The sequence below is a fragment of the Nitrosomonas sp. JL21 genome, assembly GCF_009833095.1.
Lineage (GTDB): Bacteria > Pseudomonadota > Gammaproteobacteria > Burkholderiales > Nitrosomonadaceae > Nitrosomonas.
This window is the reverse complement of sequence record NZ_QRCB01000009.1, coordinates 201,076-222,286: the sequence shown is the minus strand read 5'-3', so window position 1 is coordinate 222,286 and position 21,211 is coordinate 201,076. Positions and strand designations below refer to the sequence as shown.

22 protein-coding genes, 1 pseudogene and 1 riboswitch are annotated in these 21,211 nt (G+C 51.5%); of the genes and pseudogenes, 7 read left to right on the top strand and 16 right to left on the bottom strand.

Annotated elements, in window-relative coordinates; all coding sequences use genetic code 11:
- Positions 1-110 precede the first annotated feature (110 nt).
- The 4 genes from ABF87_RS04700 to ABF87_RS04685 all read left to right on the top strand — a co-directional run bounded on the left by ABF87_RS04700 (position 111) and on the right by ABF87_RS04685 (position 4,428).
- Positions 111-2,135 carry a hybrid sensor histidine kinase/response regulator gene (locus ABF87_RS04700; RefSeq protein WP_160827965.1) on the top strand — a complete coding sequence of 675 codons (2,025 nt, stop codon included), beginning with the start codon at positions 111-113 and terminating at the stop codon, positions 2,133-2,135.
- Positions 2,136-2,332: 197 nt separating this feature from the next.
- Entirely contained in the window at positions 2,333-3,382 is a 1,050-nt protein-coding gene (locus ABF87_RS04695) for a class I fructose-bisphosphate aldolase (protein ID WP_160827964.1), read from the top strand.
- Between the two features lie 49 nt (positions 3,383-3,431).
- Positions 3,432-3,944: a lysozyme gene (locus tag ABF87_RS04690; protein ID WP_160827963.1), complete on the top strand. Its 513-nt coding sequence runs from the start codon at positions 3,432-3,434 to the stop codon at positions 3,942-3,944.
- Positions 3,925-4,428, top strand: a complete 504-nt coding sequence (locus ABF87_RS04685; RefSeq protein WP_160827962.1) for a lysozyme inhibitor LprI family protein — start codon at positions 3,925-3,927, stop codon at positions 4,426-4,428. The genes ABF87_RS04690 and ABF87_RS04685 overlap by 20 nt, the downstream gene beginning before the upstream one ends.
- A 10-nt stretch (positions 4,429-4,438) precedes the next feature.
- On the opposite strand, the gene ABF87_RS04680 is transcribed toward ABF87_RS04685, so the two are convergent.
- From ABF87_RS04680 to ABF87_RS04645, 8 genes are all read right to left on the bottom strand, one after another.
- Complete coding sequence (locus ABF87_RS04680; RefSeq protein ID WP_160827961.1) at positions 4,439-4,693, bottom strand: Txe/YoeB family addiction module toxin; 255 nt, start codon at positions 4,691-4,693, stop codon at positions 4,439-4,441.
- Positions 4,690-4,941: a type II toxin-antitoxin system prevent-host-death family antitoxin gene (locus ABF87_RS04675; RefSeq protein ID WP_160827960.1), complete on the bottom strand. Its 252-nt coding sequence runs from the start codon at positions 4,939-4,941 to the stop codon at positions 4,690-4,692. The genes ABF87_RS04680 and ABF87_RS04675 overlap by 4 nt, the downstream gene beginning before the upstream one ends.
- Positions 4,942-5,007: 66 nt before the next feature.
- Positions 5,008-5,601: a DUF5677 domain-containing protein gene (locus tag ABF87_RS04670; protein ID WP_160827959.1), complete on the bottom strand. Its 594-nt coding sequence runs from the start codon at positions 5,599-5,601 to the stop codon at positions 5,008-5,010.
- A gap of 34 nt (positions 5,602-5,635) precedes the next feature.
- Positions 5,636-5,956 carry a DUF2442 domain-containing protein gene (locus ABF87_RS04665; protein WP_160827958.1) on the bottom strand — a complete coding sequence of 107 codons (321 nt, stop codon included), beginning with the start codon at positions 5,954-5,956 and terminating at the stop codon, positions 5,636-5,638.
- Positions 5,911-6,009, bottom strand: coding sequence for a hypothetical protein (locus ABF87_RS15245; RefSeq protein ID WP_345789877.1), 99 nt, complete (start codon positions 6,007-6,009; stop codon positions 5,911-5,913). The genes ABF87_RS04665 and ABF87_RS15245 overlap by 46 nt, the downstream gene beginning before the upstream one ends.
- A 165-nt stretch (positions 6,010-6,174) precedes the next feature.
- On the bottom strand, positions 6,175-7,839 hold the full coding sequence (ettA, locus tag ABF87_RS04655; RefSeq protein WP_160827957.1) for an energy-dependent translational throttle protein EttA: 1,665 nt from the start codon (positions 7,837-7,839) through the stop codon (positions 6,175-6,177).
- 102 nt (positions 7,840-7,941) lie between these two features.
- A complete protein-coding gene (locus tag ABF87_RS04650; RefSeq protein WP_160827956.1) occupies positions 7,942-8,169 on the bottom strand; it encodes a DUF2835 family protein in 228 nt (75 codons plus the stop codon).
- 29 nt (positions 8,170-8,198) lie between these two features.
- Entirely contained in the window at positions 8,199-8,930 is a 732-nt protein-coding gene (locus tag ABF87_RS04645) for a pseudouridine synthase (protein ID WP_160827955.1), read from the bottom strand.
- 100 nt (positions 8,931-9,030) lie between these two features.
- Here ABF87_RS04645 and ABF87_RS04640 point away from each other — a divergent pair, with 100 nt between their 5' ends.
- Positions 9,031-9,483 (top strand): rhodanese-like domain-containing protein, encoded by a 453-nt coding sequence (locus tag ABF87_RS04640; RefSeq protein ID WP_160827954.1) that lies wholly within the window; start codon positions 9,031-9,033, stop codon positions 9,481-9,483.
- Between the two features lie 27 nt (positions 9,484-9,510).
- Here ABF87_RS04640 and ABF87_RS04635 read toward each other — a convergent pair whose 3' ends face one another.
- From ABF87_RS04635 to thiC, 8 genes and pseudogenes are all read right to left on the bottom strand, one after another.
- Positions 9,511-10,524: a M14 family metallopeptidase gene (locus ABF87_RS04635; RefSeq protein ID WP_160827990.1), complete on the bottom strand. Its 1,014-nt coding sequence runs from the start codon at positions 10,522-10,524 to the stop codon at positions 9,511-9,513.
- Positions 10,525-10,526: 2 nt separating this feature from the next.
- On the bottom strand, positions 10,527-11,951 hold the full coding sequence (locus ABF87_RS04630) for a glutamate--cysteine ligase (protein ID WP_160827953.1): 1,425 nt from the start codon (positions 11,949-11,951) through the stop codon (positions 10,527-10,529).
- A 17-nt stretch (positions 11,952-11,968) separates the two neighbouring features.
- Positions 11,969-12,457 carry a macro domain-containing protein gene (locus tag ABF87_RS04625; protein WP_160827952.1) on the bottom strand — a complete coding sequence of 163 codons (489 nt, stop codon included), beginning with the start codon at positions 12,455-12,457 and terminating at the stop codon, positions 11,969-11,971.
- A 232-nt stretch (positions 12,458-12,689) separates the two neighbouring features.
- Positions 12,690-13,571 carry a hypothetical protein gene (locus ABF87_RS04620; protein ID WP_160827951.1) on the bottom strand — a complete coding sequence of 294 codons (882 nt, stop codon included), beginning with the start codon at positions 13,569-13,571 and terminating at the stop codon, positions 12,690-12,692.
- A 255-nt stretch (positions 13,572-13,826) separates the two neighbouring features.
- Positions 13,827-15,059 carry a methyl-accepting chemotaxis protein gene (locus ABF87_RS04615; protein WP_345789876.1) on the bottom strand — a complete coding sequence of 411 codons (1,233 nt, stop codon included), beginning with the start codon at positions 15,057-15,059 and terminating at the stop codon, positions 13,827-13,829.
- Between the two features lie 9 nt (positions 15,060-15,068).
- Positions 15,069-15,505 (bottom strand): annotated as a pseudogene (locus ABF87_RS14720) (MCP four helix bundle domain-containing protein); the annotation flags it as partial.
- Positions 15,506-15,998: 493 nt separating this feature from the next.
- Positions 15,999-16,823 carry an undecaprenyl-diphosphate phosphatase gene (locus ABF87_RS04610; RefSeq protein ID WP_160827950.1) on the bottom strand — a complete coding sequence of 275 codons (825 nt, stop codon included), beginning with the start codon at positions 16,821-16,823 and terminating at the stop codon, positions 15,999-16,001.
- A gap of 33 nt (positions 16,824-16,856) precedes the next feature.
- Complete coding sequence (thiC, locus tag ABF87_RS04605; RefSeq protein ID WP_160827949.1) at positions 16,857-18,752, bottom strand: phosphomethylpyrimidine synthase ThiC; 1,896 nt, start codon at positions 18,750-18,752, stop codon at positions 16,857-16,859.
- 39 nt (positions 18,753-18,791) lie between these two features.
- Positions 18,792-18,932: riboswitch (TPP riboswitch) on the bottom strand.
- A gap of 67 nt (positions 18,933-18,999) precedes the next feature.
- Between thiC and ABF87_RS04600 the strand changes: the two genes are divergently transcribed.
- Both ABF87_RS04600 and ABF87_RS04595 read left to right on the top strand, forming a co-directional pair.
- A complete protein-coding gene (locus tag ABF87_RS04600) occupies positions 19,000-19,653 on the top strand; it encodes a protein-L-isoaspartate O-methyltransferase (protein ID WP_160827948.1) in 654 nt (217 codons plus the stop codon).
- An 87-nt stretch (positions 19,654-19,740) separates the two neighbouring features.
- Positions 19,741-21,087, top strand: a complete 1,347-nt coding sequence (locus ABF87_RS04595; RefSeq protein ID WP_160827947.1) for a TolC family outer membrane protein — start codon at positions 19,741-19,743, stop codon at positions 21,085-21,087.
- Positions 21,088-21,211: the final 124 nt, after the last annotated feature.

Below are 21,211 nucleotides of genomic sequence, written 5' to 3'. Positions count from 1 at the left end.
AATTGCCAAAAAGAATACCATTGTTTGGGTTTAAAATTCTTCCTAATCTTCCTATTTCACACTCTGAAGTACAACAAGATTCTCTTTAATCTTTTCTATTGCAAAACAGTATGATCGATCAATCAATGCGTGACCCGGATTTTCTCAATGCCGTCATCGAAAATGTAGGTGCCCTGGTGGTCGTGCTGGATTCTCAAGGGCGCATCTATCGATTCAATGCCGCGTGTGAGGAACTCAGCGGATTCACCTTTGCAGAAGTCGCCGGAAAATGCCCCTGGGACATTTTCGTGGCGCCTGAAAATGCCTATATCGTTCAAAAAGAAGCATTTGAAGCAATGACCGCCAGTTCAGACATTTCGGCGCACCAGCACATCAATTATTGGCTGACGAAAGCCGGCGAATACCGGTTGATTGAATGGAACAATACCCTATTGCGCAATGATCAAGGTCGGGTTAATTTCATGATCAGCATCGGTAACGACGTCACTGAAAGCAAACAGATGGAAACCAACCTGCGCCAGAGCGAAGAACGCATGCGCCTGGTTCTCAAAGCGACCAATGATGGCATCTGGGATTGGAATCCGGTGACCGGACAAGCCTATCATTCACCACGCTGGAAAGAAATCATCGGTTACCGCGATGATGAGTTGCCTGCGGATGGTTCATCATTCTTCAATTTCATTCATCCGGATGACAAGCCCATCGTCGATCAGGCGGTTAAGGCACATCTCGAGAACAATGCGCCTTACCGTGTGGAATTGCGATTGCAGCACAAAAACGGCAGTTACCGGTGGATACTGTCGCGCGGCGAAGCCATTCGGGATATTCACGGTAAACCTATGCGCATGGTGGGCTCGATTACTGATATCACCGATCTCAAGGAAGCTGAAGAAAATCTCAAGGCGCTCAATGATGATCTTGAAACTCGCGTCAAATTGCGCACTGCCGAGCTGACCGCGGCACGGGACGACGCCGAGCGCGCTAACCGCGCCAAAAGCGAATTTTTATCTCGTATGAGCCATGAACTGAGAACGCCGATGAATGCCATTCTTGGGTTCTCACATGTTCTTGAATATCAGAATCTTACTCCGAAACAATCGCGATTTGTCCATGAAATCCACCGCGCCGGCGATTATCTGTTGAAACTGATCAATGAATTATTGGATCTCGCACGTATCGAATCAGGAAAAATGACGGTCTTACTACAACCGATCAATCTCAGCGATATCCTCAGGGCCGTTATCGAGATTATTCAACCTGTTGCTCGGGCAAAACAAATTCATTTGCTCAACGAATGCGAAGAAAATATCACCGTTCTCGCTGACCCAACCCGCCTGAAACAAGTACTGGTCAATTTGCTCTCGAATGCCGTCAAATACAACATTATCAATGGCAGCATCGACATTACCCGAGAATTTCCGGCCAGCAATATCGTACGGCTATGCATTACCGATACCGGTCCCGGCATTGCGCATGAAAATTTTGCGCAACTGTTCAAGCCGTTCGAGCGGCTCGGTGCTGAATTCACCGAAGTCGAAGGCACCGGTATCGGGCTTGCATTGTGCAAACAATTGGCCGAACTGATGGGGGGCGTGCTGGGGTTCAACAGCACGTTAGGCAAAGGTTCAATGTTTTGGATTGAATTACCGCTGATTACCCAAACCACGTCCGCTCCCGACGAAAGCGCAGAACTGCAGGAAAAAATCTTTACCACGGATGGCCAGGAATGGCTGGTGCTGTATATTGAAGATAATGCATCCAATCTGCGCGTGGTCGAAGCCATGTTCCAGTATTTTCCCCACTTGAAGCTGATTTCGGCAACACGCGGCGAATTTGGTTTGGATCTGGCCCGACGCTATAAACCGGCTGTCATCTTGCTGGATATCCATCTGCCCGGTATCGATGGTTACGCCGTTCTGGAAGCTTTAAAAGCTGATCCGGCAATCTGCGACATTCCTGTCATCGCACTGTCTGCGGATGCAATGACAATGGATGTCGAACGTGCGCTTCATGCCGGTTTCGTGCATTACCTCACCAAGCCCATCAACATGACCGAACTGAGCGAGACCATTGAGCAATGCTTAAAACCGCTCAATGAGAACAATCCGTCCGATTCGGGTGTTGAAAAAATCTGAACGCAATCGCAGCAAAAGTAGCTCCTTATTCTTACTCCTACCCGCAGGTTTTCTGATGCTCACATTATCTGAGTGTGAGTGACTCTATTTGCTATGATAGCAATAGGCAATGGCGCGCGCTTCAGCAAGCACCATTATCCGGTCAAAAACTCATTTCACTCATAACGGATGCGCATTCCGCACACAAGGAGTACACCATGACAGATATTTCAAAGATGTTAGGCGACGAAAGCGATGTGCTGCTCAACCATGTTTGCAAAACGATACCGAAGGATCATTTTCAATTGCCCGGCCCGGATTTCATCGATCGGGTCATGGCATTAAGCGACCGAAAGCCGAGCGTGCTGCGCAATTTGCAGGCGCTATACGATCATGGGCGCTTGGCCGGAAGCGGTTATTTATCCTTGCTCCCAGTGGATCAGGGCGTGGAGCATTCGGCCGGCGCCTCGTTTGCGCCCAATCCGATGTTCTTCGATCCCAAACAGATTCTCGAACTTGCGATCGAAGGCGGATGCAATGGCGTCGCGTCGACCCTGGGCGTGCTGGGCATCGTATCGCGGCGCTACGCGCACAAAATTCCGATGATACTGAAGATCAATCACAACGAATTGCTGACCTATCCCAATCAATACGATCAAACCATTTTTGCCAGCGTCGACCAAGCCTTCGATATGGGCGCCTGCGCGGTCGGTGCGACCGTTTTCTTTGGCTCCGAGCAATCGCGCCGGCAGATCCAGGAAGTCACCGAAGCATTCGAACACGCGCATAATCTGGGCATGGCCACGATTCTATGGGCGTATACCCGCAACAGCGCATTCAAGACGGCCGACAAGGATTACCATGTCAGCGCCGACCTGACCGGCCAGGCCAATCATCTGGCCGTCACCATCGGCGCGGATATCGTCAAGCAAAAAATGGCCGTCAATAACGGCGGTTATACCGCGCTCAAATTCGGCAAGACCCATCCGAAAGTCTATAGCGAACTGACCACCGACCACCCCATCGATCTCGTGCGTTATCAAGTGGCAAATTGTTACATGGGCCGCATTGGCATGATCAATTCCGGCGGCGAATCAGGCAGCGATGATATGCACCAGGCCGTTCGAACCGCGGTCATCAACAAACGCGCCGGCGGCATGGGCCTGATCTCCGGCCGCAAGGCTTTCCAAAAGCCATTTGCGGATGGGATCAAATTACTGAACGCCATCCAGGATGTCTATTTATCGAATGACGTGACAGTGGCGTAGAATTCTAACCAGAATGGCGCAACTCAAATGTCAGTAAAAGGAGGAGGCTATGTCCAACCATCAAATGAGTGACCAAGGAATTGATCTTCTGATGTCGATCGAATCGTTCAGAAGCGAACCCTATGACGACCAGAATGGCGATGAGATTACCGATTGGGTAACCGGCGCGACCATAGGCTATGGTCACCTGATCAGCCTGCAAGAATGGAATGAGTTCGGCGCCGGTTATCGAAAGGGCATCACTCAGGAACAAGCAAAAACCTTGTTCCTTGAAGACTTGGAGCCTTTCGTCGACGGCGTGAACGCCAAAGTCTCCGCATCCCTCATGCAGAATCAATTCGATGCGCTGGTCATATTGGCATTCAATATCGGACTGGGCAATTTCGCAACTTCATCAGTCCTGAAACTCGTCAACAACCCCGCCGCATTGACAAAATATCCCAACCTCGAAGCCGCCTGGAAATCCTGGAATAGATCCCAGGGCAAGGTCATGGAAGGTTTGAACAAGCGGCGCAACGCGGAATGGAACATCTACTCCAAAAATGTCTATGCGCATTGGTAATGACTTCAACATCCGCATCCGGTTAGCCCGAGCACTGCATCTTATCGCGCTGACCGGTTTATTGCTATGCTTTAGCCTGTCCACTCAAGCGATAGACAATCCTGACGCACCGGATTATGTCGGCGATTTCCTAAAACGCGCCCAACCCTACGAACGCAATATTCAGCAGACAGCGCACACGACACAGCAATATGTGACGGCCTATGCCGCCTACGAGAAATTTCTGGATAACGAGCTTAACGCCGCCTATCGCCAATTAATGGCTCACTTGCCTGAGGAATCGCAGCAGGCCTTAAAAAAATCCCAGCTTGCCTGGCTGAATTACCGGGATCAGGAATTCGAATTCATCAATCACAACTGGACCACTGAAAAATTCGGCAGCTCGATGGTCATTTCAGGGGGGGATTATCGCGCTAAGCTGATTAAAGATAGAGCAATGATTTTGTTGTACTATTTTATGAATTACGAGACTAAAGAACAATGAATTGACATTTTCAGTAATGGTATCGAAGTTGAGCGATGAACAGATCGTTGCCGTTCACCTTATAAACAATTCGATGTTCATCATTAATACGCCTTGACCAATAACCCGACAAACCATGCTTCAGCGGCTCCGGTTTACCAATCCCTTCAAAAGGCGTTTGCTGAATTGCCTTGATTAGACTATGAATTCTTTTTACTGTGGATTTATCTGTTTTTTGCCAATAAAGATAATCATCCCAAGCAGGGGGAGAAAAAATCAGATTCATTCACTCAGCTTTCGCGTAATACCTTTTCCTGCTTCAAGTTCGGCAATTGATTCCAATAGCTGCCGTGCATTAGCAGGCGAACGAAGTAAGTACGCGGTTTCCTCCATTGCCTGGTAATCCTCAAGAGAAATCATGACAACGGGTGCTTCCCGTTTGCGCGTAATAATAACAGGTGAGTGATCGTTACAAACCCGTTCCATTGTTTTGGCCAAATTGGCACGGGCTGTCGTATAACTGATTGCATCCATGAAAATACCTCTGTTGGTACAGAATTAAGTACAGCAAGTTTAGCATGTGAACTTATGAGGTCAACCTTAATACCAAGCTACTGTTCCATATTGCTGCGCCATCCCTTCAAGCTTTTCTATTCCCGCTTGATTATTCGTTAAAGCAAGGAGATGGGCACCAATGGCAAACTGTATTTCAATTTGAATATGCATTAACCTGATTTGCTCATCTTCTGGATAATTCGGTTCAATTGAGTCATCAGTGATTCTTCGTAAGACATGCTCAATTCCTCCATGTGTAAGGTCATGAAAATCCTTGCGATTAAGTTCACAAATTTTGTGTATCCATGCTCCACCCGTCTCTTCATCATTTCCAATGGCTTTCAGAAGCTCATTAAATTTAGGCAGCTTATTTTCAGCAAGAAACTCGTTGACTTTCTCATCCGACGCATGATTGAGTAACCACAACCCGTGCACATAGGTATCCACCATCGGACGAGCCAAAGCCCAAGCTGGGCCTGGTAAATTTTCTTTGATTAAAATAGTTATAGCATCACAAATATCTTGTGACTGTTGAAAAAGAGCTAATCCAGGATTTTTTGGGTATTCTGCCTTTCTAATGTGCGTATGAATCCATGTGCTAAGCTCTTTGGCAATCTCAAGAATTTGATTCAATGTCATAGCTGCACGTTCCTAACGGGTCAGATTTTGCGAATCACACTGGAATACACCAAGTTCCATTTTTCTCAATCTCGTCATGCAGCCAAGCTGGGTTTAAATCGGCACCGTTCGACCATGTGAGCGCACCCATTTCGATGCGAACTTGATTGAAATATTGCTCATCCTTCAGTGCATCGAATATACCCGGATTTTCGCTGAAAATGAGTTGCGACAAATCGACCAAACCTGTGGTTCCGTCATTACAAGTCACAGAAAGACGATAGTCAGGCAGTACAGTCGCTGAACGAATACGCCAAGACGCTGCAGCAATTACTCCAGAGGCGCAATGCTCTTGGTTAGCTGTTTTTGTTGACATAGATCCCAATCCTCCATCAATTTGATCCGATGCTGTACTGCCCATTCCAGCACTAACGCCAATGCTCGTTTCGGCAAACTACCTTTGTCAACGCTTCATGCTCGGCATACAGCGCATGGGAATGTGCGCGGAGCAGTTCCCGCCAGAATATTTGGATCACAATCCCGAAAAACTGGCTGATAGTTGGATACTTATCCCTTGCGGAAGGAATTTTATAGTCACCTGCTAATCGGCTTATACCGTATCCGTTTCGGTTTGGCGCCTTCTTCGCCCAGGCGTTTTTTCTTGTCGGCTTCATATTCTTGGTAATTGCCGTTGAAGAAGGTCCATTGCGAGTCGCCTTCGGCGGCCAGAATATGCGTGGCGATGCGGTCGAGGAACCAGCGGTCGTGCGAGATCACCAACACGCAGCCAGCAAATTCGAGCAGCGCATCTTCCAATGCACGCAGCGTTTCGACGTCGAGGTCATTCGAAGGCTCGTCAAGCAGCAGCACATTGCCGCCTGCGATCAGTGTCTGCGCCAGATGCAACCGGCCGCGCTCACCGCCGGAGAGCTGACCGATGATTTTCTGCTGATCGCCGCCCTTGAAGTTGAAACGACCCAAATACGCCCGCGCCGGCGTCGTGTATTTGCCGACCACCAGATTGTCGTTGCCGCCGGAGATGGCGTCGAATACCGTTTTATCGTTTTCCAATGTGTCGCGCGCCTGGTCGACATGCGCGATCTTGACCGTCGGACCGATCTTGACGTTGCCGGCATCAGGCTGTTCCCTGCCGGTGATCAGCTTGAACAATGTCGATTTACCGGCGCCATTCGGCCCGATGATGCCGACGATCGCCCCCGCGGGAATTTTGAAGCTCAGATTGTCAATCAACAGCCGGTCACCAAACGATTTGGACACACCGTTGAACTCGATCACTTCATTACCGAGCCGCTCGCCGATCGGAATGAAAATTTCCTGGGTTTCATTGCGTTTCTGGTATTCCTGCGAATTGAGCTCCTCGAAACGGGCAATACGGGCCTTCGATTTAGCTTGGCGTCCCTTCGGATTTTGCCGCACCCATTCCAATTCCTGCTTCATCGCTTTCATATGCGCATCGATCTGCTTGTTTTCCTGCTCGAGCCGCGCTTCTTTCTGCTCGAGCCAACTCGAGTAATTGCCCTTCCACGGAATGCCGTGACCGCGATCGAGCTCCAGGATCCACTCGGCAGCGTTGTCGAGGAAGTAGCGATCGTGCGTCACCGCCACCACGGTGCCGGGAAAACGCACCAGGAACTGTTCCAGCCAATCCACGGATTCTGCGTCCAAATGGTTGGTCGGCTCATCCAGCAGCAGCATATCCGGTTTCTCGAGTAGTAATTTGCACAATGCCACACGGCGTTTTTCCCCGCCGGATAAGTGGCTGATCGTCGCATCCCACGACGGCAACCGCAATGCGTCGGCAGCGATTTCCATCTGGTGCTCGGTATCGCTGCCAGCGGTGGCGATAATCGCTTCCAGCCGCGCTTGCTCTTCCGCGAGCGCATCGAAATCCGCGCCTTCTTCGGCGTAAGCCGCATACACTTCCTCGAGTTTTTTTTGCGCCTGCATCACTTCACCCATGCCCTCCTCGACTTCCTGTCGCACGGTATGCTCGGGATTCAGTTCCGGTTCCTGGGGCAGGTAACCGATGCGGATATTCGGCAAGCGCTGCACTTCGCCGTCAAATTCCTTGTCCGCACCCGCCATGATGCGCAGCACTGTGGATTTTCCGGAACCGTTCAGCCCAAGCAGGCCGATTTTTGCGCCGGGGAAGAAACTGAGCGATATATCCTTGATGATCTGACGCTTCGGAGGAACCATTTTGCTCACGCGGAGCATCGACATTACGTATTGAGCCATGGGATTATCTGTATTGTGATTGGATGATAAAAATTGCCGGATGACGAGTTTAACTCACCCCGCCTGGCAATGAAAGATTGCAAGTCATCGGCTCGTAGCGAGCTAGTCAACGATACGATTGATCGAAACAAATTGATGATTTTCATCAAAAATCAATTCAAATGTGCCATAGACGCCATCGCTGTGCACCACGGAGCGCAGGATATTGGCGGGAAAATGAATGACACGGCCATCGGTGGTCGTCGCCGCCACGGTATCGATTTCACCTCGATAGTAATGCAGCAGTTGATAAGTCGGGATGTTAAGCACGATTCGCACATGTTGATGCATGCAGCGACCCCTATCGTTGTTAAAAACAATCAGAAGCGCTCGCCATCCTCCAGATAGCGCCATTGCCCTTCCGGTAAATTACCCAATTTCACTTTGCCGATACGCACGCGCTTCAATCCCATCACTCCCAGATTGACCAGCTCGCACATGCGACGGATCTGGCGTTTTTTGCCCTCATGCAGGATAAAGCGCAATTGATCGCGATTTTGCCAGCTCACTTGCGCCGGTTTCAATGCCTGACCATCCAGGCTCAGGCCATGATTCAGCAGCGCCAATTTGGCGGGCGGCAGATCCCCCATGACCCGCACCAAATATTCTTTTTCTATACGTGAATCCTCGCCGATCAATTGCTTGGCGATCCGGCCATCCTGCGTCAGCACCAATAACCCTTGAGAATCGATGTCCAATCTTCCGGCGGGAGCCAAATTTTTCAGATGCGCGGGCTGAAAACGCTTACTTGAGTGTGGCGGCATAAATTGTCTATCCGGCTTGATCAGCACGATAGCCGGTTGATACCCGGGCTCCGGTTGTCCGGACACATAACCGACCGGTTTGTTGAGCAATATTGTCACCTGCTGCGTTTGTTGCGCCTGCGCCGCTTTATTCAACGTGATTTTTTGGGTCGGAAAAATTTTGGTGCCGAGCTCGGAAATCCGTTCGCCATCGACGAATACCCAACCAAGCTCGATGAAACGATCGGCTTCGCGGCGCGAACATATTCCCTGTTCGGACATCAATTTGGATAAGCGGATTTTTTCCATGACAGACTATAATAGAAACAAGCGTGGGCACACGATCGGAAATGCCCTATTATAAAGGCAATCGATCCACCATTATTAATAACCTCACCCGGGTGACCCTATGGACACAACGACAGAAATATTGGAAAAAGCACGGCAGCGCGCTGAAGAACTGGAACTCCCGTATAAAGGAGCATTGCTTCCGATCGAAGCCTATCACCTGCTGCAAGAATCGATTCGGGCGCAGCTAGTAGATGTACGCTCGCGCGCCGAACTGGATTGGGTCGGCCGCATTCCCGGCGCGACCGAAATTGAACTGCGTTCCTACCCCGGCATGCAGCCCAATCCCGGCTTTCTCAACCAATTAGCCGGGCAAGTGGATAACGCCTTGCCTGTGCTGTTCATTTGCCGCAGCGGCTCGCGCTCGAATCAAGCCGCGATCATGGCAACGCAAAGCGGATTTACCGATTGTTACAACGTTCTCGAAGGATTCGAAGGTGACCGAGATGAAAGTGGCCAGCGCGGCAAGGCTTCCGGTTGGAAAGCGGCTGGGTTGCCGTGGATACAGAGCTAAGCTTATCGCTCTGAGTAACTTCAAGCGTCAAAATGGCCGGTCGAGGCGCTCCATCAAATAGCACAGGCAATCCTGGCGTATGATGCGGATATCGCGCGTCAGCATGGCGGGCATCACGCGCCGCGTGGTCAGCAATTGGCCGTCACGGTTTTCAAAGTATTGGCCGCTCACGTCCACATCCGCGCCGTTATGAACATGCAGGGGCGCAGGGCAAGCGTTCGCAATCGTTCCCAATTGCGTTCCTGGTTCCAGCAGGCGAAAATTGTAGTGGTCGATCTGCTCGATCAAGCAAAGATCCGTGGATGGATCCCCAACGCTCAAACTGACCGTATCCGGCACCTTGACGACCGCCACCGACTGGAAGAGCTCCAAATCCTGGCTCGCCACCGGATGGGTCGGAAAATCCGATAAATGCAACGCACCCTCGACAAACGACGCCGCGTGCTCGACGCCGCCCATGCCGCCGGGCTTGCCGCATTCCAATGTAACCGCCGGGCAAAGTTGCGCGAATGCTTCCGACTGAACGCCCTTGGGATGGGTGAAATACACGACGATGCGCGAAAACATCGTGGCCAGATGCAGAAACGGTTCCTCCAACCGATTGATGCACGCATAGTGCGGATTCAAACCGGTATTGTTATGAATGTCGATGCTGGCGAACACGCCGCGCTTTGCCATGATATCAGTCACGGCTTGCATCATGCGGTGCTCCTCCGTGATCGGGGCATCCTCGTCGCTGGGCCAGACGCGATTGAAATCCACTTGACCTTGCAGTCGGCGCATACCCGCGCGCGCGGCTTCGATATTGCCGACAAACAGTGACAACGCACGCGGCAGCAGCTGCTGCTGATATTTCTTCAGCACGGCCTGCATTGCCTTCAGACCGGTATCTTCATTGCCATGCAGCAGGATCGACACGAACAGCGGCGCCTCTCGCCTGCCCGGTAAATGTATCAACGCCGGGCCGGGGAGGATGGCATGTAATTCGCTGGCTTCGACATGTAAAAATTTTTCCGGCAGATGATCCCATTCCGTCAGCATATTCACACTTCCCATTCATGCACCGGCGCATTGCTGCGCTGCCGCTCGAGATATGCGGCCACAAGGTGCAGATTATCGCACTGGTGCTTGTCACGGTAGGCGCGCTGCCATGCCGCACCCGTCTGGCCGCATTTGATCCGGCATTCCAGAATGCCGAGATTCAGGTCGATATCGCCTTTATCGATTCCCAGGGCGGTCAAACCTTGCCGCGCCATCGGAATCATTTCTTCCAGTAACAGCGTACGCGCTTCGACGGTGCTGCCATCGAGCCAGGCAAGCTGCGATTGCAGCCCGCGCCGTGCAGCACGATAAAAATTGTCGCGGGCGTCGTCAAAACTAAAAACCGACTCCGGCGCATCCGGCAAATCGGAGAGATATCGAGCGACACCAAAAAACAGCGCGGCATTCGCGATCATATCGGCAATCGTTGGCCCGGCGGGCAATACGCGCTGCTCGATGCGCAAGTGCGGCGTGCCATCCGGATCGAAGCCGACAAGCGGCCGGATCCAGCGCCAGATGGTGCCGTTGTGCAAGCGAAGATGAGCAAATTGTTGCGATGGCGCATCCATCAAAATGGGCAGCAGTACGGCATGATGGGCCAGATTTTCTGCAAAGCATTCGAACAGCGATTCTTGAGCATAGCCACAGCCAAAACTCACCCGGTGATGTTCCTGCTGCGGCGGATCGCCCACTTCAACCGATTGTTCAAATAAGGGAACACGAGTTTCATCCCATAGGTCAGCGCCAAATAATAACGGCGAATTCCCCGCTGCGGCAATCAATGGCCCAGCAGCGATGATCGAAGCGTTGAAATACCGCACCGCCTTGTCTTGGGCGCTCTGCAGATGAACCTGAAATGACGTTGTGGCCGCTTCCAACATCACATCCGGATGATCGAGGTCGAGATGTTCCCGGCCGTGGATGCAGATATGCAGCGGCTGGCCGCAGCGCCGCTTCAGCACTTGCTCATTCAGCGCCCGGTAGCGCTTGAGGTCGGACATGTTGGCCAGGCACAGATCGGATTGCCGCACGGTCGGCAGGATACCGATCATCATCAATACGCTGTCCATGCCATGCGCCACGTCCTGGCACGCCTGCCAATTCCGGTTCAATTCAAGCGACATGGCGGTTAGAGCGTTGCCTTTGAGCGGCTGGGGCGCACCGTTCAGCTCGACATTGAAGCGCGAAAGCTCATGCACCACGAGCGGATTGTTCAGGCGATCGAGAAACCGCTGATTGATCGGCGACGGAAAGTAATTGTGATCCACCAGCCAGGATTCGAGCTCATAACCGCCGATTTCACCTTTGCGCGAAAAATACCCTTCTGCAAGCTGAGCGCCCAGTAGTTCGGTTTCCGCTCGAAGCCGGCGCTGATATTCCGCGAAAACCTGATCATTGAACTGCGTCTGGTGGATTTCCTGGCCCATGTCGATTATTCGAACCGTTAAGCAGGCTCGTGTGCAGCCATGCCTTTCTGGAATGTGACGTAGACATACACGGGAACGCTCAAATCCGCCAAATGCTTGTTGACCAGCGGACTGACTTCCTCCCAATTCAATCCCCCCACGCCCGTGGCCAGGCGCGGCAGCGCCAGGCTGTGAAATTTTTCAGCGTCCATCAACCGGCGCAATTCCCGCAACGCATGATTCACGTGCTCGACAGTCGCTTTTCCCGGCTTGGATGCGTGATCCGGCGCTGCCTCCTGCGTAAACAAATTAATGATGCGCGCGCCTTCGGCGCCGCCCCAGACCCAGGCGCTTCCGACCTTGGGATGGGTAGTCTGGCAAAAATGCCGGAAATCCTTGTACATGGCCGGCCACTGCTCCCGCAAGCTCAATGCCAAGCCACTGGAAAAAGGATCATTCGGAGCCACGCCATGCGCGATGGCTTGTGCTTTGGATAAAAGAATGTCGCCGCTAACGTGATGAATCATTTGATTTAAAGTTTTAGAGTGGAAAAAAGGCTGCATCTTGAAATGAATGTACAGAAAGATATATGCAGCGTCAACCGCGCGCCTTATCTCTTCTGCGTGCGATAAAAAAATCCAAGGAGAAACTATGCGCTTGATACAAGAGAAGGGCGTCGTGACGTGCCCAAGAAAGAAAAAAGCTCCCGATTCCACCGGAAGCTTTTTTGTTGAACGCTGATACGCTAGCTTGATGCGTCTATATCTGATTGTCGCTCTTCAGTTCAAAGCTGCCAGTCATCTTGCCATTGACGATGTAACTATATGTTCCGGCAGGCAAGCCATAGACAGGCAATGGCACCACGGTTTCAAACGGCGTTACGACCGCTGCACAAAGTGCCACGTCTGATACCGTGCTTCCAACTGTGATGACGACTTCAAAACGATTATCCTTGAGACGATGATTGATTCGGTCTATTTTTCCGCAAGGGCTGGGAAAACTGCCTTTTACCTTCAAAAAAACCTGAGCCGGCAATGATTCTTTAATGATTAATTCGACACCGTCATTTTCCAGTAGGAAAATATCAGCTACGGGTGTTAATTTGTAATCCTGCAACCGCCAGGCATCGATCGAGCCATCATACTGAAACACCCCATTCTGAAATAACCCGATCTGTTCATCGGTATCGACGCGGGGCACGGTCAAGGTGCCATTGCGATAGACTGGAAAATCGACTGGATCCTCAGACGCAGCCTCAGCGATTGTGGTTTCCCTATCCTGCTCAACCAACTGAACCCGGGCATCATTGCGCCATCTCTGAGCTTCCTGCTCATTCATCCTGACGACGATGCCATTCATGGTTTCCAAAATCGCAACAATGACGCCATTCAATCCTAGTGTTGCTATGAGCTCTTCCTTGGTCTGCCCGGAAGTCGTTTCACCGAAAGGAACATTGCCCGCATTCGCAGGATTGGGCGGATCGACCAATCCTGCATCCTTCTGGAACAGAATGATGTAAGAATCCTTCATGAGGGTCTGCGCGAACACGCTATGACTGCAGAGGAATGCCGCCAGCAGGCCGATGAACAACATTTTTGCCATCGACAGCTTATTCATAGTTGATGGTTGATGGTTGATCACGTGATTCTCCTCTTATAAGTTATTAATTGTAGGAAGATTAGAATCATACATATAAACCTTTTATGATTCCATCAAAGAGAGCTTATCGGATCGATGGATCGCGTCAATGCGGCAAATTGCCGCATTCTCGCCTTGATGCTCCCATCCGCAATTCAATAACCTATTTCTCAAACAAAGCGATATCGGAGTGTTCTCCGGTATCGCCAGGATTTAGGTTGTGAAGACCCTGAAAATTAGTGTCGGAGTGTCTGTTTGTTAAAACTCTTCCCAATCGCTACCGCCAGCGGTAGCTGCTTTACGGGGTGTTGAAACAGATTTTTCCGCTACAGCATTCGCATTGTTTTCAGCACCTTCTCTTTTAAGGGCCGACCGGCGAGTCGGCAGCTTGGCCAAGGTGGCGGTGGATGGTTTTTTCGCTGCCAGTGTAGAAGCGATATTTTCAGCTTGGTCGTTGAATTTGAATACGCTGACAGCTGTCGTCAAAATATGGGCTTGCTCCTTCATCGATTCTGCCGCAGCAGATGCTTGTTCCACCAACGCAGCGTTCTGCTGCGTTGCTTCGTCCATTTGCGTGACCGCTAGATTGATTTGATCAATCCCCGAGCTTTGTTCTTGTGATGCGGCTGAAATTTCACTCATGATATCGGTTACACGTTTGACTGCCATGACGATTTCGTCCATGGTCAAGCCTGCTTTATCCACCAGCTTGGTGCCTTCATCGACTTTTGCCACCGAATCATTGATCAATTCTTTGATTTCCTTGGCTGCTGCCGCCGAACGTTGCGCCAGGGTGCGCACTTCAGTCGCTACTACCGCGAAACCTTTGCCTTGCTCGCCAGCGCGAGCTGCTTCCACTGCTGCATTCAGCGCCAGGATATTGGTTTGAAATGCAATGCCGTCGATGACAGCAATGATCTCGACGATTTTCTTCGAACTGTCATTGATCGAGCTCATCGTTTGCACCACTTGTCCTACCACCGTTCCACCTTTCATCGCAACTTCGGATGCGCCGACGGCCAGTTGATTCGCTTGCCGGGCATTGTCCGCATTTTGCCGCACGGTCGAGGTCAGTTGTTCCATCGATGAAGCAGTTTCTTCCAGGCTGGAGGCTTGCTCTTCGGTGCGTTGGCTTAAATCCGAATTGCCCGACGCGATTTCGCTCGATGCCGTGGTGATCGATTCAGTGCTGTGGCGTACTTTACCGACCAGATCCAGTAAATTCTCGTTCATGGCTTTGAGGGCTTGCAATAAACGGCCCATTTCATTGGTGGAATCCACGTTAATCTGACCCGTCAAATCGCCCGAAGCTACCCTATTGGCCGCGTCAATCGCTTTATTCAGCGGCCCGACTATGGCTCGCACCAGTAAGTATCCGATCAGCATCGCCAATAACACTCCCGATATCACCGCCGCTATCGTGATACTGAGCGTTTTCTGGTAATCGCTCTCGGCATTCGCATAGTCTTTGTTAGCCGTCTCGCGCCGCAGCTCCAGCAGTTTGAATAACGTAGCATGCGCAACCTCAAATTTGGGTGTTGCGACAACCGTGGCATTTTTGATGGCCTGATCAAATTCTCCCGATGCAGCCATTACCATGGTTCGATCACGCTCTTCAATATAGGCTTTCCATTGTTGCCCGAAATCATCCGCCAGTTTTTTTCTTCAGCAGTTAGCGTATTCGCCAGATACACCTTCCATGTCATTGCGATCTCGACATCTCTTTGCTCGTTCAATGTTTGCCGCTGCTTCACGATTTCGCCATTTCTTCCATAAGCCGATATGACAGCATTCAGACGCGCACGCTGCATGCGATCAACGATGAGACCCAAATCTCCCAGTGGGATGGCGCCTTTGAATGCATCATTGCTTTGACTCAATCCTGAAATACCAAAAGTCCCGATACCCGTCAGCAATAGAGAGAAAAATATAATCATCACTATCAACCGAGACTTAATGGACATGTTGTTCAACATCATCATTCTCCTTTCGTATCTTTTATCAAATCGATCAATTAATGTCGGGTGCAATCCGATTCATTCGCTGCCACTTCATTCCCTTTAAATGCCGATCAATATCAGTACTCGCTCTGCTGCTTAATGTCATGATGAATTGCATGTCGATCATAAAACCGCAGCAATAATCGACTGCGTCGTTACTCCAACAACGCTGTCGCTGTGATACCGCTGCTCTATACAATAACGATAAATAAACCTATATTCTTAGGTTGTAGGAAAAATGTAAGTTCTCTGAGAAGAGTGCAACAAGGCTTTGAGATAGTTGAACTAACTGAGGTTTCGACATTTCTCAAATGGAGAAAAGGCGCATTTAGAGCCTTTTTATTGAAGAAGCGCCACATGAGTCGCGCCAGGCATCATCAAGAGCGAGAGGAATTTCTGTAAACCCGCTCCGCCAGGACGTTATTCCATTTCAAACTTCCGACCAGGCGATGATACCGGTATAGGCGGTCACAAGAATGATGATGCCAAACACGATGCGATACCACGCAAACACCGTGAAATCGTGCTGGCTGATGAAGCGCAGCAGACCGCGTACGGCCAGTAGAGCGCTCAAAAAGGCGGAAACGAAGCCGACCGCAAACATGCCCAGATCGTCTGCATGCAAAAACTCGCGGTGCTTGTAGACATCGTAAAATGTCGCGGCGAACATGATCGGGATCGCCAGGAAAAATGAAAACTCCGTGGCCGCCTTGCGCGACAGCCCGAAAAACAGACCGCCGATGATCGTAGCGCCGGAGCGCGACGTGCCCGGAATCAGTGCCAGGCATTGCGCCAGACCGACTTTCAGCGCGTGTTTCCAGTCCATGTCATCGACCTGCTCGACGTCGATGACATGCTGTCGGCGCTCGGCCCATAAAATCAGCAGGCCGCCGATGATCAGCGCCAGCGCCACCGGCACCGGGTGAAACAGGTAGAGCTTGATGGTTTTGATGAACAACAGTCCCATCACTGCCGCCGGTAGAAACGCAATCAGCAGGTTGATGACAAAGCGGTTGGCGGCAGGGCTGGAACCAATGCCGCGTATGACTTCGGCAATCTTACCGCGGTATTCCCAGCATACCGCCAGAATGGCGCCCAACTGGATTGCAATGGTAAACACCATGCCGCGCTCGTCATTGAAATCCAGCAAATCCCCGACCAGAATCAAATGGCCGGTGGAGGAAACGGGTAAAAACTCGGTCAACCCTTCGACAACGCCCAGGATCAGCGCTTTCAACAGTAAAATTAAATCCATCGGCGTTTGCTTGAGTAGTGATCAGATGGACAATTATAGCTTGCTGTAAATCTCCGCGCCTTTCTCCTTGAATTCCGCCGATTTCTGCGCCATGCCCACAGACAATGCGTCAGCTTCTGCAACACCTTGATTGGCAGCATAGTCGCGCACGTCCTGAGTGATTTTCATCGAGCAGAAATGCGGGCCGCACATCGAACAGAAATGCGCCACCTTGGCGCCTTCCTGCGGCAGGGTTTCGTCGTGGAATTGCTGTGCCTTATCGGGATCGAGACTCAGGTTGAACTGATCCTCCCAGCGGAACTCGAAGCGCGCCTTGGACAACGCATTATCGCGGATCTGTGCGCCGGGATGGCCTTTCGCCAGATCGGCGGCATGCGCCGCAATTTTGTAAGTGATGATGCCGTCCTTGACGTCGTCTTTGTCCGGCAACCCGAGGTGTTCCTTCGGTGTCACGTAACACAGCATCGCCGTGCCGTACCAGCCGATCATCGCCGCACCGATCGCCGACGTGATGTGATCGTAACCCGGTGCAATGTCGGTAGTCAGCGGCCCCAAGGTGTAGAAAGGCGCTTCGTCGCAATGTTTCAACTGCAATTCCATGTTTTCCTTGATCAGGTGCATCGGCACATGGCCCGGGCCTTCGATCATGGTCTGAACATCATGTTTCCACGCAATTTTCGTCAGTTCACCGAGGGTTTTCAGTTCGGCGAACTGCGCTTCGTCATTGGCGTCGTAGATCGAGCCGGGACGCAGACCATCGCCGAGCGAAAAACTGACATCGTACGCCTTCATAATCTCGCAGATGTCCTCGAAATGCGTGTACAGGAAACTTTCCTGGTGATGCGCCAGACACCATTTCGCCATGATCGAGCCGCCACGCGACACGATGCCGGTCATGCGCTTCGCCGTCATCGGCACGTACGCGAGACGCACGCCGGCGTGTATCGTGAAGTAATCCACGCCCTGTTCAGCTTGCTCGATCAGTGTGTCGCGGAAGATTTCCCAGGTCAGTTCTTCCGATTTGCCATCGACTTTCTCCAGGGCTTGATAAATCGGCACGGTGCCAATCGGTACCGGACTGTTGCGGATGATCCATTCGCGCGTTTCATGGATGTTCTTGCCAGTGGATAAATCCATCACCGTATCGCCGCCCCAGCGGATCGCCCAGGTCATTTTCTCCACTTCTTCCTGGATGCTCGACCCGAGCGCGGAATTGCCGATGTTGGCGTTGATTTTCACCAAAAAATTGCGCCCGATGATCATCGGTTCCGATTCAGGATGATTGATGTTGGCCGGGATGATCGCACGTCCGCGCGCCACTTCGTCACGCACGAATTCCGGCGTGATCGTTTTCGGCAGCGCCGCGCCGAAATCCTGCCCCGGATGCTGGCGCGTCAACAGTTCATGCTGTTGCATGCCAAATCCTTCCACGCGCTGATTTTCGCGGATGGCGATGTATTCCATTTCCGGCGTAATGATGCCGCGGCGCGCATAATGCATCTGCGTGACATTCAAGCCGGATTTGGCGCGGCGTGGCAAACGCTGCAAATTGAAGCGCATGTCGGCCAGTTTCGGATCGTTCAAGCGCGCTTGGCTGTATGCGGAATTATGACTGGCTAATCGTTCAGTATCCTGACGCTCATCGATCCATTGTTCACGCAACGCCTGCAAGCCGGAACGGATATCGATGTTTGCCGCCGGATCGGTATAAGGCCCGGACGTATCGTACACCCAGATCGGCGGATTCTTTTCGCCACCCGAACTGGTATGCGTGTCGGTCTGAGAAATTTCGCGCATCGGCACCTGCATGTCGGGACGCGAACCCTGCACGTAGATCTTGCGTGAATTCGGTAATGGTTTAACGGCAGCCGCATCGACTTCAGCGGTGCTATTGGAAAAACTTTTTTGGTTTAAAGCTGAAATACTCATAATTATGGTTGCTCCTTAAGTAAATGCCATAAAGAGCGGGAGGATGAACCCCAGCTTCCCTACGGCGGCATTATCCGCGTCAGGTAGTAAGGGACTTTCTCACCAATCAAGCAACTCTCAAAGGAGATGCTTAAAACTCTCAGATCATTGTGTTCTGAAAACGGACCCCTAGCTGATGCTGTGAAGCTAATGGAAATGTGAAATAATTGCAAGTCTTACCTTAATAAGAAATACGGACTGGAAAGAAATGAATATTGAACAAACACGGTTTAATATGGTGGCACAGCAGATTCGCACGTGGTATGTACTGGACGACGATGTGCTGGACTTGCTATACAAAATAAAACGCGAAGAATTTGTGCCTGCCGAATACCTTGCAATGGCCTTTGTGGATATGGAAATTCCACTGGGCCATGGCCAAGTGATGCTGACGCCGAAAATGGAGGCGCGCATCCTGCAGGAACTCCATGTCAAAAAAACAGACAAAATCCTCGAAGTCGGCAGCGGCACCGGATATATGACGGCGCTTCTGGCTGAACGAGGCGCACACGTGCATAGCGTTGAAATCATTCCTGAACTCAAAGCCATGGCAGAACACAATCTGAGCACGCATCACATCACCAATGTCACCGTTGAGCAAGGCGATGCCGCGCGTGGTTGGTCGCATCATGCACCCTATGACGTGATCGTGCTGACGGCATCGACGCCGGTTCTGCCTGACGCGTTTCAACACAGCCTGAATCCCGGCGGACGGTTATTTGCGATCGTCGGCGAAGATCCCGTCATGGAAGCCCAACTGATCACTTGCGTTGCGCCCGGCGAATTTACCGCCAAGACGTTGTTTGAAACGGTGACAGCGCCACTGATCAATGCATTGCAGCCGACACGGTTCAATTTTTGAGTATTCAAACTTTGCGCGATTTTTTCGATACAGCGATCGGTGTTTCGCTTCGGCTTCACTGAGGTCTGAATTGCTATCGGAAACCCTATGAAATTTTTGTTCATCGTTTTGGCTGCCGTGGTCGGCATGGTTTGCGCTCCGGTTCTGCGCGCAGCCGACCTCATGACCATCTATCAGGAGGCCTTGACGCAAGATACGCAATATCGGTCGGCTCGCGCAGCACATCAGGCTTCCCAGGAAAAAGTGGTGCAAGGCAGGGCCGGCTTTCTGCCGAACATCACGTTGTCGGCATCGAGAACGGTTCAGCAAGTCGATCCCAACAGTATTTTCGTGACCGGCGTGGGCAGGACTAATCCTCCAGAAGTCACGATTCAAAGCCGCGGGGTCACTCTTTCTGCCACGCAACCCATTTTCCGCATGGAAAATATCGTCATTTATCAACAATCCAAGATCGAAGTCAGCCGAGCCGATGCGCAATTCGTCCTCGCCGCGCAGGATTTGATTCTGCGCGTGGCGCAAGCCTATTTTGATGTGCTCGACGCTCAGATCGACATCGAGGTCGCGGAGGCGCAAAAAAAAGCCATTCTAATTCAACTGGAGCAAGCCAAGCGCAACTTCGAAGTCGGCGTAGCGACCATCGTAGATACCAATGAAGCCCAGGCCCGGCATGATTTGACGCTGTCGCAGGAAATTGCTGCGCTGAATGCGCTGGAAATCCGCAAACGCTCATTGCAAGGCATCATTGATCGTTTCCCGGGCGCACTGACCGGTGCGAAGGAAATTGCATCCGATTTGAACAATCTGCGCTATGGCAGCATGGATGAATGGGTGAAAGTGGCCGAAGAACAGAACTTCACCCTTAAAATTCAGAAAGCCGCGTATGAGATGGCGCAGCAGGATGTCAAGCGGGCCGGAGCGCAGCATTATCCGACTCTTGATCTAGTGGCGCAATACAGCGACCAGACCGGTGTCGGCGGCGCGATCACCGGGCGCGGCATTGATTTGGTATCGAAATCCATCGGCCTTCAGCTCAATGTGCCGCTGTTCCAGGGTTTTTCGGTGCAGTCCCGAGTTCGCGAAGCGCTGGCATTGCAAGAACGCGCATTGAATGATCTGGAAACCACCCGACGCACCATCACGCTGCAGATTCGTCAGCAATTCCTGAACGTCACCAACGGCATCGCTCAGGTCAAGGCTCTGACGCAAGCGCTGAAATCGATTCAGAGCCAAGTCGATTCCACCATGCTGGGACAGCAAGTCGGCGTGCGCACCGAAGTCGACGTGCTGAACGCCCAGCAACAACTGTACGCCGCCAAGCGCGATTTGGCCAAGGCGTATCACGCCTACCTCATGGCACGGCTGCGACTGAGCGCGGAAGCAGGCGAACTGGATGAGGATGCCTTGATTCAAATCAACGCCATGCTGGTCAAATAATAGAACACTCCTTCTCCAATGGCTCCGGCCATTGTTTCTGAGGATAAATCAAAGCCTATGTTTTTTTAAGTAAAGCCTTAGGCGATTTGCAGAAAATTCCCACTTTACTTATCAGCCCCCCTAT